The following is a 17,291-nucleotide window of genomic DNA, read 5'->3' as shown; positions in this document are numbered from 1 at the left end:
ATGACTAAATATATTGACTTTTTAAAGAAAGCCTTCAGCGGGGAAGAAACTGATTTTACAAAGGTAAACATCAGAAGTGCGGTTCTGCTTCTTGCGATCCCTATGATGCTGGAAATGGCTATGGAATCAGTATTTGCACTGGTGGACCTGTATTTTGTAGGACATCTTAAAGAAAGTGGTTTCGCCATTCAGACTGTTGGTCTTACAGAGTCTGTACTTTCTGTAATGTACTCTATTGCCATTGGGATGAGTATGGCGGCAACAGCAATGGTAGCGAGAAGAATAGGTGAAAAAAATCCGGAACAGGCTTCCCGTAGCGCAGCTCAGGTGTTGCTGGTTTCATTTGTGATTACGCTTATTCTAAGTGCTTTAGGAATTGTATATGCAGAAGAAATTCTGATCCTGATGGGATCAAGACCTGAAGCCGCAGCATATGGGAAAGATTTCACGAAAATTATGATGGGAAGCAGTACCATCATTATGCTTTTATTCCTTATTAACGGGATCTTTAGAGGGGCAGGAAATGCCATGATTGCAATGAAAAGTTTATGGATTGCGAATATTGCCAATATTATTCTTTGTCCTCTTCTGATTAAAGGCTTGGGACCTGTTCCTGCAATGGGACTTACAGGAGCAGCTTTGGCTACTACGATCGGAAGAAGTATCGGAGTGATGTATCAACTATATCATCTTTTGGTGGCAGATACACAGATCAGAATTAAATTACCTTATTTTAAAGCAAATTATGAATTAATTAAATCTATCATCAAAATTGCCACTCCCGGAATTTTTCAGTTTGTGATTGCTTCATGCAGTTGGATCTTCCTTGCTGAGCTGGTGGCCACTACAGGAGGTGAGAATGCATCAGCCGGTTATCAGACAGCTTTAAGATTAATGATGTTCTTTATGCTTCCGGCATGGGGATTAAGCAACGCTGCATCTACTTTAGTAGGACAGAATATGGGAGCTAATGAAATGGTGAGAGCAGAACAGTCTGTAATGAAAACAGTAAAATACAATGTAATTTTTATGGTGATTGTAAGCCTGATATTTGTTCTTTTTGGTAATTTTTTAGTGAGCTTCTTTACTCAGGAAACAGAGATCAAGAATTTTGCTAAAAACGCACTCCACATTATGAGTATAGGCTTTATTTTCTATGGAATCGGGATGGTAATGATTAATGCGTTCAATGGAGCAGGAGATACATGGACCCCAACCTGGGTAAATCTTTTTGGATTCTGGTTATTCCAGATTCCTTTAGCCTATATTCTTTCCAAACATCTGGAATTGGGGCCGAAAGGAGTATTTATTTCAATCCCTGCAGCAGAGACTTTAATAACCATTGTTGCTTTTATTCTGTTTAGAAAAGGAAAATGGAAAACGGTTAAGGTTTAAGAGGGAGAAGCTGGTAGTTGATGAAGATTTACATACAAAGTTCTTCTTTTCTTTAATGAATTATCAAAATAATATAATATTAATGCTTGAGAGAACTTCTAACTTAAGTATTTGTATTTTAGTGATGTATTTCTTAAATTCGTAATGACAACAAATATTTATTACTATGGGAAAAGGAGACAAAAAATCAAGAAGAGGTAAGATCAATTCCGGAAGTTACGGAAAAAGAAGGCCCAGAAAGGCGTCAAAATCTTTTGTAGCAGCCGAAGAAAAATCTAAAAAGTAAGAACAATAAAAAAGACCGGAGAAAATTTCTCCGGTCTTTTTCTATGACAAATTAAATTAATTATTTTCCGAAAATATTTCCAAGAATACTGCCTAATCCGCCTCCTTGCTGCTGCTGGTTTCCGCCGCCGCCAAGCACACTTCCTAGGATATCGTTCAAAGGATTTCCTGATGACTGAGCCTGTCCGCCACCCAGAACACTTCCAAGAATGTCATTTAACGGACTGGATTGTTGGGATTGTGCCTGATTGGAAGCATTTCCTAAGATTCCTCCTAAAAGGTCTCCCAGACCTCCCGCTCCAACGTTACTTTGTTGTTTTTGCTGGCCAATGTATCCCATAACAACCGGTGCTAACATGGCAAGAATTGGTCCTATTTTATCAATTGAAATTCCTGTATTTTGAGATAGTTGGTTTTCTACGGTACTCTTTTGTCCGCCAAAAATATGGTCAAGAATAGAACCACCTTCAGCCTGCCTGGCTTCAATTTGTGAAGGATCATTTAAGATGCTTCCGTTATGATCTTTATCTAAAGCATTATTCAGGGCTTCAGCTTCTTTGGCATCCTGAGATTTATTTCTAAGATAAGAAATGATGAGAGGCGTTGCTACTGCTAATAAAGCAATCACCTGGTTTCTATTGATTCCGAATTTATTTTCAGCCTGTTCAGCAACCTGGTTGCTTGTGTTTCCTGTAAGGAGATCTATTAAGCTCATTTTTTGTGTTTATTAAAGTATTAATTGACTCAAAGTTATCAAAAAATATGCCCCATAAAATACTTCTTATTCATAATTATTGTTAAAGTTTTCTGATCTCATCTTCAGTATATCCTTTGCTTTTTAAGAGTTTGATATATTCTTCGGCACTTACAGTCATCCAATTGATCGGTTCCGGAGCAATTTTATGATCAACAGTAAATTCCAGAATTCCCACATTATCATTCATCCATGGAAGTAGATAGTAGTTCATTCCACCCTTATATTTTTTAAAATTATCTGCTTCTTTACCTTTTTCTGTGAGTAAAACAGTATGATACGCAAAAATGTAGCCTAAAGGAATAAGCAGACAAACCCATGAAAATTTTTTAAATGAGGCATATTTTACAGAAGAAAGTCCATATCCGATTGAGAGTGCAAAAATGATGTTAAAAGGAAGGAAAAATACATAATTATCAGAAACAGCGTAGAATGTGGAAAACCCATAAACCAGTAGTGCAGCTATAAAAAAAACAGCAAACATTTTTCGGTTGGCCTTATATAATAAACCCATTCCAGCTATTCCGAAGAATATAAAAATATTAAAGTTGTAGATGAGATAGACAAATGACTGGAAAAAATCTTTTACCAGCTGTATCGGGGTCTGTTTTAATGAATCTTCAACCCATGTTCCCTGATCGGAAGAATAGAATGATTTAAAGGATAATCCTTGGGAAATATTCAGGATAGGCAGGGATGAGAAAAGCAGTATAAAAAGAATAAATGAATAATAAACATATTTTTTTTCCTTTCTGAAATAAAACAGGAAAAGAAGGTGGGCGGGAATCATCAGAATATTCTCAATATGTACCCACAGAGCTATTCCTAAAAATAAACTGCTGAGTATAATATGAATATTTTTCTTTTCAATAAAAGTTTTTACCAGGGAGAGGAAGTAAAGACTTATCCATAAACAATTGTATGTATATACTTCCACGATTTCGGCATTTCTCCAGAAAGAAAAACTGAAACCAAATACAAATGCAGCTGTTATAGCAATCCATTGTGTTTTCGTAATGGTTTTTACAATCAGATATACAATGGCAACAGTTGCTGAACCGGAAGCCACTACAAGAAGACGGCTAGCTTCAATAGCATGAAGCCCGGTCAGATTCTTAATAAAAATTGCTGTATTGGTATATAAAAAATGAGTGGTAGCAGTAGCTGCTGTTTCAAATTCACCTTTTTCTACAGAAAGAACAAACCCTACACAATCAGCAAAAGGTATTTTAGTAAAGCTTCCTATATAATAAATAGCTGAAAAAATAACGAATAGAGCGATGGCAGATAGATATTTCCCCATTTTAGTTTTTTACAATCGGAACATTAGAACATGCTTCTCCGAACATCAGAGATTTTACAATAGGTTTTAACTGTTCTACCAGTTCTATATAAGCATTTTCAGGAATTTCCTTATCTGAACATCCTTTTACCAGAACTCTTTTTCCTCTCATATCTCCGAAATCATATGTCTGGATAGCGTTGTGCATAAGGATAACTTCCAGATCTTCACGGTTTCCAAATACAATTTTTCTGGCTACATCAGTAAGTTTGGCTGTTAATACAAAATAGGCCCAAAGCGGAATAATTGTGTCTACAGAATTGTATATATAGATATAAGAATCTCTATATTGTTCAACATCTATAGCCTCCACTTTTTCACGGAAATCTTTTTCCTTCAGAATCATTTCCTGAAAAAGAAAATCTTTAAGGTCTATACCTTTTCTTTCCCCTTTTGGAAGTAAAGTAGTAAGGTCAAAATTAACAAGGCCGCTTTCAGCAACTTTATTTCGGATTTCAAATTCTTCTGACATTTTTATCATTATCTTTGAACAAATTTACGAATTAAGATCAATATACATTTTAATTTGTTCTCTATCCTTACTATAGAGGCAGCTTATGATTCAAAAAGAACAGGCCGTTTCTTACAGTTTTAAAAACAAATAAAGATTTCGGAAGAAATGAAATATTATATAATTGCAGGAGAAGCTTCCGGTGATCTTCATGGAAGCAATTTGATGAAAGCTCTTAAACAAAAGGATCCTGATGCAGAATTCAGGTTTTGGGGCGGTGACCTGATGAAAGCTCAGGGAGGAACACTGGTAAAACATTACCGTGATCTTGCATTCATGGGATTTCTGGAAGTAGTGATGAATCTGAGGACAATTCTAAATAATATTAAATTTTGTAAAGAAGATATTCAGAATAACAGACCCGATGTTTTAATTTTGGTAGATTATCCGGGCTTTAATTTAAGGATTGCCAGATTTGCCAAAGAATTGGGCATTAAGGTTATTTACTATATATCACCACAGCTTTGGGCCTGGAAAGAAGGCCGGGTAGAGATTATCAAAAAATATGTAGATGAAATGATGGTCATTCTTCCCTTCGAAGAAGACTTTTATAGGAAGCATGGTGTGCATTCTCACTTTGTAGGCCACCCTTTGCTGGATGCGATCTCTGATTTAAAGGAAATCAGCATTGATGGCTTTAAAAAAGAAAACGGCCTGAACGAAAAGGAAATTATAGCACTTTTACCGGGATCAAGAAAACAGGAAGTTGAAAAAATGCTTGAAATTATGCTTTCCGTAAGGCCCCACTTTAAAAATTATCAGTTTGTGATTGCCGGAGCTCCAAGTCTTCCCAAAGAATTTTATCAAAAATATGTAGATGATAATGTACACTTTGTTTCGAACAGAACGTATGATCTGTTGAGATGTTCCAAAGCAGCTCTGGTAACTTCCGGAACAGCCACATTGGAAACTGCTCTGCTGAATATTCCTGAAGTGGTTTGTTATCGTGGCAGCGCTGTTTCTTATGCAATAGCTAAAAGATTGGTGAAAAATATCAATTATATTTCATTAGTAAACCTTATCATGGATAGGGAAGTAGTGAAAGAACTTATCCAGAGTGATCTGAATACTAAGAATCTGGTGGATGAGCTCAATAAAATTTTAGAAGGAGAAAAGAGAAAGCAGGTCCTGAATGACTACAGCCTTTTGAGAGAAAAGCTTGGTGGTAAAGGAGCCAGCGATCATGCTGCTGAGGTAATATTAAAAGTCTGATTCGGATCTACTGAAATATAATCTTTCTGTTTACAATGAAATATATCAAGAATTTTTTATTATTAGCTGCCTGTACAATTTTTTCAATAAGTTTTGCCCAGCAAGAAACAGTCTCACGAGATAAAGTTCAGATGTTTTATTATGGCTGGTACGGAAACCTGAAAACGGACGGCAGCCTTCAGCATTGGAATCATGAAATTATTCCCCACTGGAGCAATCCTAAATGGAATAATCTAGGACATTACAAAGGCGGTGACGATATTGGAGCCAATTTTTATCCGGAACTGGGAAATTACAGTTCCAATGATAGAACGATCATAGAGAAACATATGAAGATGATCAAAGATTCAGGCGTTGGTGTTGTAGTGGTAAGCTGGTTGGGGAAAAATTCTTTTACTGATAAAAGTTTAATAAAGTATCTGGATATTGCGGATCGTTTTAATCTGAAAATAGCATTTCATATAGAACCGTTTTATAAATCTGTTACGGAACTCAGAGATCAGCTTTCCTATCTTGTAAAAACATATGCTCATCATCATGCATTTTACAAAAAGAATGGAAAACCTTTGTTCTATGTATATGACAGTTATAAAATAGCTCCGGAAGAGTGGTCGAAACTGCTTTCCGAAAACGGTGAAAAGACAGTACGTAATACAGAATTAGATGCCTTGTACATTGGATTATGGGTTGAAGAAAAGGATTCTGCATTTTTCAATACTTCCGGATTTGATGGCTTTTACACTTACTTTGCCAGTGAAGGTTTTGTTTTTGGAAGTACAGCTTCTAATTGGGAATATATGGCTCAGTATGCAAAAGATCATCACCTTATTTTTATTCCATGTGTTGGGCCGGGGTATTCCGATACTAGAATCAGACCGTGGAATGAAGCTAATTTTAAAAGCAGGGAAGATGGTAAATATTATGAAAGGATGTTTGATGCGGCCATTAAAGTAAAACCCGAATTTATTGCAATTACATCATTTAATGAATGGCATGAAGGAACTCAGATAGAGCCTGCAATTCCTAAAAAAATAAAAAGCTTTCTCTACGAAGATTATGGAAAAGATCCCTGGATGTATATCAAAGAAACAAAACGTTTAACGGATAAATTTTTGAAGAAAAACTAAAACTTTTCGTAAAAACTTAATTTCATAGCAAAAAAATAAGCGCCCTGTTAATCTTTTTAAAGATAGCAGGGTGTTTTTATTAGTAATTACAGTGATAACAATAAAATGTTTAATTTCCTATATTGGTGATATAATTGAACGGAATTGAATAAAGAACCATTATTGATTTTAGCCACATGTTTTATTCTCGGGATTTTTTTTCAGGACTATTTTTCATTCGGGAAAATATGGATTTGTGGTTGGGCTATTGTGAATACAGGGATATTAATTTCTCTGTTCTTTAATACTTATATTCTCCATAAAGCCAAGGCAATTCTGCTGGGGATACTGTTCTTTGGAATAGGCATAGTTCTTCATTTTTGTAATACTTTGCCTCAAAAGATGATAATGCCTGTGAATAAGAAAGAAACTATTGTTTTTAAGATTTCCCAGAAATTAAATTCAACAGGAAAATATAAAAAATATGAAGGAACAGGACAGTTGGGAAAAAACTATTTTAATTCTGTTTTTTATATTCCGAAAAATGAGGAGGAATTAGATTTTAAGCATTATTATAAGGCAGAGGCCTATATCACTCAGCCTAACCAGCCCCAATATGATTTTCAGTTCAATTATGCAGAATACCTGAAGCGGAGAAGCATTAATTATCAAACTTATATTTCGGAAAAGATTTCCTCTGCAGAAAGAAATGACCTGAATTTTACAGATCGGATCAGGCAATGCAGGCTTCATGTTCTTAAAAAAATAGACAAAACGGAAATATCAGGAAATACAAGGGAATTTCTAAAAGGTATTATCCTTGCAGACCGCACTGAGATGGATACAGCAGCTGTAAAGGATTTCAACAGATCTGGGCTGGTACATTTATTAGCTATATCAGGAAGCCATATTGTGATTATTTTCGGACTTTTTTATTTTTTGATGGTTCGCCTCATTCCTTTACAATTCCGGAAATATGCCATCATTTCAAGTCTGCTTTTTATTTGGCTGTTTGCTTTATTTATTGGATTTGGAAACTCAGTGCTGAGATCTTGCATCATGTTGAGTGTGTACTTTATATTTATTCTTTTGCAAAGAAAGCCGGATCTATTGCATTCATTGGCGCTGTCAGCATTTATTATTCTGATTATTGATACCCAGCAGCTTTTTGATGTAGGATTTCAGCTTAGTTTTTTGGCCGTATTAGGAATCTTTTGGTTTAATCAGCCACTTCTGAAATATTTTCCAAGAGCTGATAATTATTTTAAAAAGTTAATATTTAATACTATTACAATATCCCTGTCCGCACAATTGGCAACACTGCCGCTGGTTCTGTATTATTTTCATCAGTTTTCATTTATTTCAATTGCAGCTAATTTTGTTATAGTACCTTTTTCTGAAATCATTATTGTGTTTTCATTCCTAATGGCACTTCTTATTGCCTCCGGTCTTCATTTTAGCTTTATTGATGAATTGTATGATGTTGTTATACAGTTGCTTATGAAGGGTATTCATTGGTTTGCAGGTGCAGATATGGTATTTATTGAAAACATTCCTATGAACCTTACTGAAGTTTTATTGGTATCAATAGCAATATATATGTTGAGGGCATTGATTTTAAAATTAAATTTTAAAAATTCCATGAATTTCGTAATTGCTGTTTTAGCATTTTTAATGATAAGAATTGGATGTAATATTATTGAAAATCAGAAGGAAGAAGTGCTTGTGTATTCCTTTAGTAAGAACAAAATACTTTCAATAAAAACAGGAAATAAAGTCTGCTTTTGGGTTTCGGATAGAAGAGTCACACAGAAGGTTTTACCATTTATTATTGGACCTTATTGTTCTTCCAGAAGAGTAGACTGTTTTCAAATAAAACAGATTCCTTTTTCAACTAAAAAAATAGTTTTTAGAGATAAGGTTTATGATATCAAATAAGGATTTTTGATTTTTTCATTTTCCTTTATTTATAACGTATTAAGCTCTTATTTAGAAAGATTACAAACTGTCTAATTGTGAGATTTCTCACTTTTCGATATTGTTAACATTTCTTAATTTTGTGGGAAATTCAAATTTAAACTTATATGGCAGGTTTAACGAGTTCTACGATAGGTAGAAAATACGCTATGGCATTATCAGCTCTGTTTTTGCTGATTTTTCTTATACTGCATTTGACAACCAATTTGTTATCAGTTCTGAACAGGGATGCTTTTAATACAGCATCTGAGTTTATGGGCTATAATCCTTTTGTGCAGTTCTTAATGCAGCCTATTCTTGGTTTTGCAGTAATATTCCATTTCCTGATGGGATTTGTATTGGAGATCAAGAATAATAAAGCGCGTCCAGTAAAGTATGCATCTAACAACGCTTCTGTGAATTCTTCATGGATGTCCAGAAATATGATTATTTCCGGAGCAGTTGTATTGGCTTTCCTGGCGCTACACTTATATGATTTCTGGTTACACGAAATCAGTTACAAGTATGTACAGGGGATTGCTCCTGATTCAGAACGTTTCTGGCCGGAACTTCATGAGAAGTTTGCTGACCTTTGGAGAGTTGCTTTATATGTAATCTCTTTTGTATTGCTGGGATTACACCTAGCTCACGGATTCCAGTCTTCATTCCAGTCTATCGGAGCAAGACATCCAAAATATACGCCGGTGATCAAAGCTTTCGGAAAATGGTATTCTATCCTTATTCCTGCAGGATTTATCTTCATCGCAATTTTTCATTTTATAACTCAATAATATCAATATACTAATATGAGTAAGTTAGATTCAAAAATTCCAGCAGGTCCTTTAAAGGATAAATGGAAAAATCATAAAGACCATATGAACCTTGTTGCACCAAACAACAGAGATAAGATTGATATTATTGTTGTAGGTACAGGTTTAGCAGGAGGTTCTGCTGCAGCTACTTTAGCAGAGCAGGGGTATAATGTAAAAGCATTCTGCTATCAGGATTCTCCAAGAAGAGCACACTCTATTGCAGCTCAGGGAGGGATCAATGCAGCTAAGAATTACCAGGGAGACGGTGACTCTACATACAGATTATTCTATGATACCATCAAAGGTGGTGATTATAGAGCAAGAGAAGCTAACGTTTACAGATTAGCGGAAGTTTCTGCCAATATTATTGACCAGTGTGTAGCACAAGGTGTTCCTTTCGGAAGAGAATACGGAGGTCAGCTGGATAACCGTTCATTTGGAGGAGTTCAGGTAAAAAGAACATTCTACGCAAAAGGACAAACAGGACAGCAGTTATTATTAGGTGCATATTCTGCAATGAGTCGTCAGATCGGTAAAGGTAGAATTAAAATGTACAACCGTCATGAAATGATGGATCTTGTAATTGTTGATGGAAAAGCAAGAGGGATTATTGCAAGAAACCTTGTGACGGGTGAAATTGAAAGACACTCTGCACACGCTGTTGTGATTGCATCTGGAGGATACGGAAACGTTTATTTCCTTTCTACCAACGCGATGGGATCAAATGTTTCTGCAGCCTGGAAAATCCATAAAAAAGGAGCTTACTTTGCAAACCCTTGTTATGTACAGATTCACCCGACTTGTATTCCGGTTCACGGAACTCAGCAGTCTAAATTAACTTTGATGTCTGAATCATTAAGAAACTCCGGAAGAATCTGGGTTCCTAAAAAGATTGAAGATTCAGTGGCTATCAGAGAAGGGAAATTAAGACCTGAAAATATTAAAGAAGAAGATAGAGATTACTACTTAGAAAGAAGATATCCTGCATTCGGTAACCTTGTACCAAGAGACGTTGCTTCAAGAGCAGCTAAAGAAAGATGTGATGCCGGATTCGGAATCGAAAATAACGATACTAAGGAAGGTGTATACCTTGATTTCTCTACAGAGATCATGAAAAAAGGTAGAGAGGCCGCTATCGAAAAACATATTCATAATCCTACGGATCAGCAGATCTATGACCTTGGTAAGAGCTGGGTTGAAGAGAAATACGGTAACTTATTCGTAATGTACGAGAAAATTACGGCTGATGATCCTTACAAAACTCCAATGAAGATTTATCCTGCAGTTCACTATACAATGGGTGGTGTATGGGTTGATTATAACCTTCAGTCTACAATTCCTGGATGTTTTGTAATTGGTGAAGCTAACTTCTCTGATCACGGAGCTAACAGACTTGGAGCATCTGCATTGATGCAAGGTCTTGCAGACGGATATTTCGTACTTCCTTATACTATTGCAGATTACCTTTCTGCAGATATCAGAACAGGAGCAATTCCTACTAATTCAGGAGCGTTTGACGAAGCTGAAAAAGGAATTAAAGATAAAGTTGATTTCTTCATTAATAATAAGGGAACGCATTCAGTAGACTACTTCCACAAGAAACTGGGACACATTATGTGGAATAAAGTAGGAATGGGAAGAACTCCTGAAGGGTTGAAAGAAGCAATCAAAGAAATTGAAGAAGTAAGAAACGACTTCTGGAAAAACGTAAAAGTTCCTGGTGAAGGAGAAGGAATGAACACTGAGCTTGAAAAAGCATTCAGAGTAGCAGACTTCCTTGAATTAGGACAATTAATGGCTATCGATGCGCTAAACAGAGAAGAATCTTGTGGTGGTCACTTCCGTTGGGATCACGCAACTCCTGATGGAGAGGCGGAAAGAGACGACGTAAACTTCAAATACGTTGGAGCTTGGGAATATCAGGGACCGGATATCAACGCAGAAGTGTTGCATAAAGAAGAACTGATCTACGAGAACATCGAGGTTAAAACTAGAAGTTACAAATAATCTCCAACCTATAAATATAACATTATGAGTGCAAAAAAAGGCTTACATCTTACGCTGAAAATTTGGAGACAAAAAAATAATAAATCTAAAGGTCAGTTTGAGACCTATAAAATATCAGATGTATCTACAGACTCTTCATTTCTGGAGATGCTGGATATCCTGAACGAAAATTTAATTAACGAAGGTAAAGAACCTATCGCTTTCGATCACGACTGTCGTGAAGGGATCTGCGGTATGTGTTCTCTTTACATCAATGGTAGAGCTCATGGTCCTGATACAGGTATTACTACCTGTCAGCTTCACATGAGAATGTTCAAAGATGGAGAAACTATCGTTATTGAACCTTGGAGAAGTGCAGCTTTCCCTGTTATTAAAGACCTAATGGTAGACAGAAGTGCATTCGACAGAGTAATGGCAGCAGGTGGTTTCATTTCTGTAAACACTTCCGGTAATACATTGGATGCTAATGCGATTCCTGTTCCTAAAGAAGATGCAGACAGAGCTATGGATGCCGCTGCCTGTATCGGATGTGGAGCTTGTGTAGCTACATGTAAAAACGGATCAGCCATGCTATTCGTAGGAGCAAAAGTTTCTCAATATGCATTACTTCCTCAAGGTAGAGTAGAAGCTAAGAGAAGAGTTCTGAACATGGTAAAAGCGATGGACGAAGAAGGTTTCGGAAACTGTTCAAATACTGGTGCTTGCGAAGTTGAGTGTCCTAAAGGTATTTCTCTTGAGAATATCGCAAGAATGAACAGAGAATACATGTCTGCTCTTGTAGATCAAGGATAGAATTGATTCAAAATACTTAAAAATCGCCCTCGTTCCGGGGGCGATTTTTTTTATATAAACCTTTTAGCTGTTAAAGTTTGTTAACTTATCAGGAGACTGTAGGTTTACTTTGACGAATAAGTATATATTTGGAGTGCAGTTGTATGATATAAAAGTATAGCATTCTGCAGTTTTTTACCATTATAAAATTGATAAAGAAAGTAATTGGAACATCCCTTTTAACTGATGGTAATAAAATTTTTAAAAAAAATTATCCGTGTGAATTAACATGCCCTAAAAAGCGTATTTTTGTGTAATATTAAAAATTGAAATGAAAAAATATCTTTTATTGTTTATCATCGCGATTTTCGTGATGTCTTGTTCAAAAAAAGTAGAAGTAAAAGGAAAAATTACAGGAAGCTCACCATTAGAAAGAATCGAATTTGTAGAAGCTTCCGGAGTAGGAACATTGCCTTTAATTAATATCGGTCTTGATAAAGATGGCAACTTTTCAGGGAGTTTTGAAGCTCCTAAAGACGGGATGTATGTTATCAATTATGCTAACAAGCAAAACCTGATCTACCTTGAAGGAGGACAAAAAGTAAATATCTCCGGAAATGCAATGACATTCCCTAACGAATATGTAATTACAGGAGATGCTAAAAAAAATAACGATTTCCTTGCTGCAACCCAGAAGTTTTTAGGAGAATATGGTAATAAGATTGACTTAAGACAGTTAATGGCAGGGGATGAAGCTGCATTTGTTAAAGGAATGCAGAAAGTAGAAGCAGATATCAATAAGAATGTTGATGATCTTGCTGCTAAAAATAATCCTAGTAAAGCTCTTTTAGAGTGGAAGAAAAACGACGTTAAGGTAACTATTCTTAACCTTCTTGCCAATTATGAAATGTCTCATGGTGCAATGGCTGGTAACCCATCTTATAAAGCTTCCAAAGCTTTAAAAGATTATGAAGCTAAACTGGATAATGACAAAGAGGCAATGGTAAAAACGATTCCACTTTACAGACAGTATCTTCTTGTAAAAATGACTCCTGATTTCCAGAAATATGCGGAAGCAAACAGTAAAAATAAAACCGGGATTACTACCTCAGAAATGTTTGCTAAATATCTGAGTACTAAAAAAGATATCTCACAAACTGCAAAAGATTATCTTTTGGCATTTGTAATGGCTCAGGCAGACATTCATCCAACCTCTCCAACGGCTAATATTGACAAAATCAAAAAACTGATTGATACAGATATTAAAGATGCTACCATTAAAAGTGACCTGTTAAAAATGCAGATGGCTATTACAGGACTTAAAATTGGAGAAGTTGCTCCGGAAGCAGCTTTAGTGAAACAGGACGGAAAAGCATACAAGCTTTCTGAAAACAAAGGAAAACCTTATATGTTATTCTTCTACGCTTCATGGAATCCTTATATCAGTGAAGCTACTGTACCGGTTTTAAAAGAAGTTGTTAACTTCTACAAATCTAAAATGAACTTTGTTTTTGTAAACGTAGATGATACAAAAGATCAGTTTATCAAAACAAGCAATTCGTTATTAAAAGGTGTGCAGGGAGTAAATGTATACGGAGAAAAAGGGATGGAGTCTGATATTGCTAAAAAATATGGTGTATACGGATTTAAATTACCTTGCTTTGTAATCATTGATAAAGACGGTAAGATTGCCAGCAGATCATTTGTAAATCTTGGTGAGCAGGAATTGGTAACCATTCTGGACAAGCTAACAGGGCTTTCAGCTCCAAAAGTAGATCCGAATGCACAAATGCAGCCGCAATTACAGGTTGATCCTGCTGCACCTCAGCAGACAAACCCTCAGCCGGCACCTGTAAAATAATAAACTTTAATATAGATCAGAACCTTATCTTCGGATAAGGTTTTTTTTATTGTATTTTTGCAAGATGAAACTGAAGGGTTTCATGCATAGAAAAAATAGAATTAGAGGAATGAGAAAGAAGAAAAATATTATTCTTGAAAATATTAAGCTGTTAACTGCGGGAGCAAAAGGGGTGGCCATTGGTAAAACAGAAGATGGCAAAACAGTATTGGTTTCGGGGGCAATTCCGGGAGATAGTGTAAATGTAAGAGTGAAAAAAGCTAAATCCAAGTATTATGAAGGAGAAGCAGTAGAAGTCTTGGAGAAGTCGCCTTTTAGGACAGAACCAAAATGTATTCACTTCGGAACTTGTGGTGGATGTAAATGGCAAAATATGAGCTATGAAAAGCAGCTTGATTTCAAACAGGAAGAAGTTTATAACAATATCAAAAGAATTGGAGGTATTGAAAACTTCGAAACTATGCCGATCCTGGGTTCTGAAGAACAGTATTTTTATAGAAATAAAATGGAGTTTTCTTTCTCCAATGCAAGATGGCTTACTCAATATGAAATCAGTTCTGAAGAGAACTTCGGAAGTAAAGATGCTTTAGGATTTCATATCCCTGGAATGTGGAGCAAAATTTTAGACCTTAAAGAATGTTTCCTGCAGGAAGATCCTTCCAATGCAATCAGGTTGGCGGTGAAAGAATATGCTGTTGAAAACGGACTGGATTTCTTTGATGTTAAAAATCATGAAGGTTTCCTGAGAACTTTAATGATGAGACAGAATTCTAAAGGAGAATGGATGATATTGTTCCAGCTGTTCAGAGAAGAAAAAGAAACCAGAGAAAAGCTGTTTGCATTCATATTAGAGAAGTTTCCACAGATTAAGACATTGGTATATGCTATTAATCCAAAAGCCAATGACTCTATTTATGATCTGGACATTAATGTATATTTTGGTGAAGGATATTTAATGGAAGAAATGGATGGTCTGAAATTTAAGATCGGCCCAAAATCATTCTTTCAGACCAACTACAAACAAGCTTTGGAATTATATAGAAAAACACTGGAGTTTGCAGACCTGAAAGGAGATGAAGTAGTGTATGACTTATATACCGGAACAGGTACAATTGCTCAATATGTGGCAAGAAACGCAAAACAGGTAATCGGAATAGAATCTGTTCAGGAAGCAATTGATGCAGCCATTGAGCATGCTGAATTAAACGGCCTTACCAATACCACTTTCTATTGTGGAGATATGAAAAATGTCTTTAACGATGAGTTTATGGAAAACCATCCAAAAGCGGACGTTTTAATTACCGACCCGCCAAGAGACGGGATGCATCAGAAGGTAGTTGAACAGATATTGAAGCTGGCTCCGGAGAAAGTAGTGTATGTAAGCTGTAACTCAGCAACACAGGCTAGGGATCTTGCATTGATGAAAGAACACTACACCCTAGTGAAGATTTTACCGGTAGATATGTTTCCTCAAACTCATCACGTAGAAAATATTGCGTTGCTGATTAAAAAATAATTTAATTAAATTTGAGTTCAAATCTTAATATGAAGTATTTTAAATTTCTCATAATGCTCAGCTTGGTTGGAATGTTCTTTTCTTGTGGAAGCGATGATGATATCTGTGAAAGCGGTGAAGGAACGCCAATAATGAAGGTAGCGTTCAGATCAGAGTCTTCAGGTAAAGAAACAACACTTGATTCATTGTCTGTAGCAGTAGATTATGGTTCTGGAAAGGTAGATCTTGGATGGCAGGCAAAAATAGACTCCAGACTTATTCCTTTAAGAGTAGATGACTCTCCTTATACAGATATCTATTTTAAAACCTCTACCAAAAGCAAAGAATCCAAAGTAAGAGTTACATATACCACGAAGGCAACCTATGTGTCTCCTGGATGTGGTGTTAAAAAAACATATGAGAATGTAAGCTCGGAATTAATAACTGCTGATCCTGTTAAAAGCGTGGTGAACGGCCAAAATCAAATATTGAATGAAGACAAGACTAATCTTTACCTTGTTTTTTAGCCTTTTTGGAGTGCTAATCGGGGCTCAGGAAGGGAAAAAAGAAGAAGAAAAAAAGAAGCATTGGAAATATCAACCGAATTTTATGGTTGGGTTTGATGTCTTGAATGGCGGAATTGGATTTTTTTCAGACAGAAAGCTATATCAGGGATTTGTTTCCTCAAAAATTAATGAAAATGTTCATGCCATTGCAGAAGCCGGTTTTGAAAAAAATATATATCAGAAAAATGGTTACGATGCTAAAGTAAATGGTCCTTTTATTAAACTTGGAGCATTTTATATGCTGGCTAAGGATAGAGAAAATGAATTCAATGGATTTTATGCCGGTGGAAAAGTAGCCGGATCATTTTATAACCAGGAATATATGGCTATTCCGGTTAGAGGATATGGCGGAAGTAGCTCTTCGGTGGCTTTTCCGGCATCATCGCAGTCTTCTTTCTGGCTGGAAGGTACTTTAGGAGGAAGAGTGCAGCTGTTCGAGTCTAATTTCTATATAGATGTAAATTTACAGCCCCGTTATTTAGTCTATACTTCCAAACAGGATAATATTTCTCCGATGATTATTCCTGGATTCGGAAAAAGTTCATCAAAGTTCAATATGGGATTTGCATGGAATATCGCTTATAAGTTCTAGAATATCTGTTAAATAACTCGTTTATTATATCAATAAGCCCTGGGAAATATCCCAGGGCTTATTTGTTTTTATAAGATTATTGTTTTGTGTATGCGGTAAATCGTTATCCATGAATAAAATAAGACAATAGATTCACAATTGATTTGATCATTAAAAATGATCTCGTAAATATTACGAGGTTTTTTCAGTGAAAATATTTTTAATAAATGATTTGTTAAATTAAATCGTAAAAAAAATGAAATTGATGATAATAATATAAATGGCTCTTTAACGTTAAGATTAAATAAATGTAATACTATAAAATGTAATAGTATTTTATAAATGATAATTTTCCTTAAAAATTAATAATATAGCTAAAGTGTAGTGGATTTGTATTGTTTTGTTTAATTTTTTATTTTTAATCATATAGGGTGATATTGTTCAACTTTTTCAAAAAAACATTTTAATGAATATATTATAATGAAAAAATGATTAGATTTGTGTAAATATTAAAATATTAGCTTATGGGATAAAATTATTTTTTTTACTACAGATCTTCTGTAAAGAATGAGGTTTCATGATTATGAATTAACCTCATGAAATTGGAAATACTATAATTCTTTAATTATCGTTATCATTATTAAATT

At 35.3% G+C, this 17,291-nt stretch carries 15 protein-coding genes; 12 read left to right on the top strand and 3 right to left on the bottom strand.

Annotation, left to right across the window (positions count from 1 at the left end; translation table 11 throughout):
- Window positions 1-1,395 carry an MATE family efflux transporter gene (locus EG339_RS03100; protein WP_123868823.1) on the top strand — a complete coding sequence of 465 codons (1,395 nt, stop codon included), beginning with the start codon at window positions 1-3 and terminating at the stop codon, window positions 1,393-1,395.
- Between the two features lie 166 nt (window positions 1,396-1,561).
- Window positions 1,562-1,681 carry a 30S ribosomal protein THX gene (locus EG339_RS03095; protein WP_123868822.1) on the top strand — a complete coding sequence of 40 codons (120 nt, stop codon included), beginning with the start codon at window positions 1,562-1,564 and terminating at the stop codon, window positions 1,679-1,681.
- 60 nt (window positions 1,682-1,741) lie between these two features.
- On the opposite strand, the gene EG339_RS03090 is transcribed toward EG339_RS03095, so the two are convergent.
- From EG339_RS03090 to EG339_RS03080, 3 genes are all read right to left on the bottom strand, one after another.
- Window positions 1,742-2,395 carry a DUF937 domain-containing protein gene (locus tag EG339_RS03090; protein WP_066697867.1) on the bottom strand — a complete coding sequence of 218 codons (654 nt, stop codon included), beginning with the start codon at window positions 2,393-2,395 and terminating at the stop codon, window positions 1,742-1,744.
- 82 nt (window positions 2,396-2,477) lie between these two features.
- Window positions 2,478-3,737, bottom strand: coding sequence for a protein O-mannosyl-transferase family (locus EG339_RS03085; RefSeq protein ID WP_123868821.1), 1,260 nt, complete (start codon window positions 3,735-3,737; stop codon window positions 2,478-2,480).
- A 1-nt stretch (window position 3,738) separates the two neighbouring features.
- Complete coding sequence (locus EG339_RS03080) at window positions 3,739-4,248, bottom strand: DUF2480 family protein (protein ID WP_123868820.1); 510 nt, start codon at window positions 4,246-4,248, stop codon at window positions 3,739-3,741.
- Window positions 4,249-4,395: 147 nt separating this feature from the next.
- Here EG339_RS03080 and lpxB point away from each other — a divergent pair, with 147 nt between their 5' ends.
- From lpxB to EG339_RS03030, 10 genes are all read left to right on the top strand, one after another.
- Complete coding sequence (gene lpxB, locus EG339_RS03075; RefSeq protein ID WP_123868819.1) at window positions 4,396-5,499, top strand: lipid-A-disaccharide synthase; 1,104 nt, start codon at window positions 4,396-4,398, stop codon at window positions 5,497-5,499.
- 35 nt (window positions 5,500-5,534) lie between these two features.
- The gene (locus EG339_RS03070) at window positions 5,535-6,626 is read left to right on the top strand and encodes a glycoside hydrolase family 99 protein (protein WP_123868818.1); all 1,092 of its coding nucleotides are present in this window, start codon (window positions 5,535-5,537) and stop codon (window positions 6,624-6,626) included.
- Window positions 6,627-7,013: 387 nt separating this feature from the next.
- The gene (locus EG339_RS03065; protein ID WP_228459749.1) at window positions 7,014-8,543 is read left to right on the top strand and encodes a ComEC/Rec2 family competence protein; all 1,530 of its coding nucleotides are present in this window, start codon (window positions 7,014-7,016) and stop codon (window positions 8,541-8,543) included.
- Between the two features lie 146 nt (window positions 8,544-8,689).
- Window positions 8,690-9,352: a succinate dehydrogenase cytochrome b subunit gene (locus EG339_RS03060; RefSeq protein ID WP_123868816.1), complete on the top strand. Its 663-nt coding sequence runs from the start codon at window positions 8,690-8,692 to the stop codon at window positions 9,350-9,352.
- 15 nt (window positions 9,353-9,367) lie between these two features.
- Complete coding sequence (locus EG339_RS03055) at window positions 9,368-11,380, top strand: fumarate reductase/succinate dehydrogenase flavoprotein subunit (protein ID WP_123868815.1); 2,013 nt, start codon at window positions 9,368-9,370, stop codon at window positions 11,378-11,380.
- Window positions 11,381-11,404: 24 nt separating this feature from the next.
- Window positions 11,405-12,172: a succinate dehydrogenase/fumarate reductase iron-sulfur subunit gene (locus tag EG339_RS03050; RefSeq protein WP_066697878.1), complete on the top strand. Its 768-nt coding sequence runs from the start codon at window positions 11,405-11,407 to the stop codon at window positions 12,170-12,172.
- 310 nt (window positions 12,173-12,482) lie between these two features.
- Complete coding sequence (locus EG339_RS03045; protein WP_123868814.1) at window positions 12,483-14,012, top strand: TlpA family protein disulfide reductase; 1,530 nt, start codon at window positions 12,483-12,485, stop codon at window positions 14,010-14,012.
- 109 nt (window positions 14,013-14,121) lie between these two features.
- Window positions 14,122-15,528, top strand: coding sequence for a 23S rRNA (uracil(1939)-C(5))-methyltransferase RlmD (rlmD, locus tag EG339_RS03040; protein ID WP_123868813.1), 1,407 nt, complete (start codon window positions 14,122-14,124; stop codon window positions 15,526-15,528).
- Window positions 15,529-15,581: 53 nt separating this feature from the next.
- Window positions 15,582-16,034 carry a DUF6452 family protein gene (locus tag EG339_RS03035; protein WP_228459695.1) on the top strand — a complete coding sequence of 151 codons (453 nt, stop codon included), beginning with the start codon at window positions 15,582-15,584 and terminating at the stop codon, window positions 16,032-16,034.
- A complete protein-coding gene (locus tag EG339_RS03030; RefSeq protein ID WP_123868811.1) occupies window positions 16,000-16,665 on the top strand; it encodes a DUF6048 family protein in 666 nt (221 codons plus the stop codon). The genes EG339_RS03035 and EG339_RS03030 overlap by 35 nt, the downstream gene beginning before the upstream one ends.
- Window positions 16,666-17,291: the final 626 nt, after the last annotated feature.

The sequence above is a fragment of the Chryseobacterium bernardetii genome, assembly GCF_003815975.1.
Lineage (GTDB): Bacteria > Bacteroidota > Bacteroidia > Flavobacteriales > Weeksellaceae > Chryseobacterium > Chryseobacterium bernardetii.
Note: the sequence above shows the minus strand (reverse complement) of the source record. Positions and strands in the feature narration are given on the sequence as shown.

Excerpts from the sequence above, each read along its gene's own strand:
- EG339_RS03100 (WP_123868823.1), top strand. The coding sequence starts at position 1 with ATGACTAAATATATTGACTTTTTAAAGAAAGCCTTCAGCGGGGAAGAA.
- EG339_RS03095 (WP_123868822.1), top strand. The coding sequence starts at position 1,562 with ATGGGAAAAGGAGACAAAAAATCAAGAAGAGGTAAGATCAATTCCGGA.
- EG339_RS03090 (WP_066697867.1), bottom strand. The coding sequence starts at position 2,395 with ATGAGCTTAATAGATCTCCTTACAGGAAACACAAGCAACCAGGTTGCT.
- EG339_RS03085 (WP_123868821.1), bottom strand. The coding sequence starts at position 3,737 with ATGGGGAAATATCTATCTGCCATCGCTCTATTCGTTATTTTTTCAGCT.
- EG339_RS03080 (WP_123868820.1), bottom strand. The coding sequence starts at position 4,248 with ATGTCAGAAGAATTTGAAATCCGAAATAAAGTTGCTGAAAGCGGCCTT.
- lpxB (WP_123868819.1), top strand. The coding sequence starts at position 4,396 with ATGAAATATTATATAATTGCAGGAGAAGCTTCCGGTGATCTTCATGGA.
- EG339_RS03070 (WP_123868818.1), top strand. The coding sequence starts at position 5,535 with ATGAAATATATCAAGAATTTTTTATTATTAGCTGCCTGTACAATTTTT.
- EG339_RS03065 (WP_228459749.1), top strand. The coding sequence starts at position 7,014 with ATGCCTGTGAATAAGAAAGAAACTATTGTTTTTAAGATTTCCCAGAAA.
- EG339_RS03060 (WP_123868816.1), top strand. The coding sequence starts at position 8,690 with ATGGCAGGTTTAACGAGTTCTACGATAGGTAGAAAATACGCTATGGCA.
- EG339_RS03055 (WP_123868815.1), top strand. The coding sequence starts at position 9,368 with ATGAGTAAGTTAGATTCAAAAATTCCAGCAGGTCCTTTAAAGGATAAA.
- EG339_RS03050 (WP_066697878.1), top strand. The coding sequence starts at position 11,405 with ATGAGTGCAAAAAAAGGCTTACATCTTACGCTGAAAATTTGGAGACAA.
- EG339_RS03045 (WP_123868814.1), top strand. The coding sequence starts at position 12,483 with ATGAAAAAATATCTTTTATTGTTTATCATCGCGATTTTCGTGATGTCT.
- rlmD (WP_123868813.1), top strand. The coding sequence starts at position 14,122 with ATGAGAAAGAAGAAAAATATTATTCTTGAAAATATTAAGCTGTTAACT.
- EG339_RS03035 (WP_228459695.1), top strand. The coding sequence starts at position 15,582 with ATGCTCAGCTTGGTTGGAATGTTCTTTTCTTGTGGAAGCGATGATGAT.
- EG339_RS03030 (WP_123868811.1), top strand. The coding sequence starts at position 16,000 with ATGAAGACAAGACTAATCTTTACCTTGTTTTTTAGCCTTTTTGGAGTG.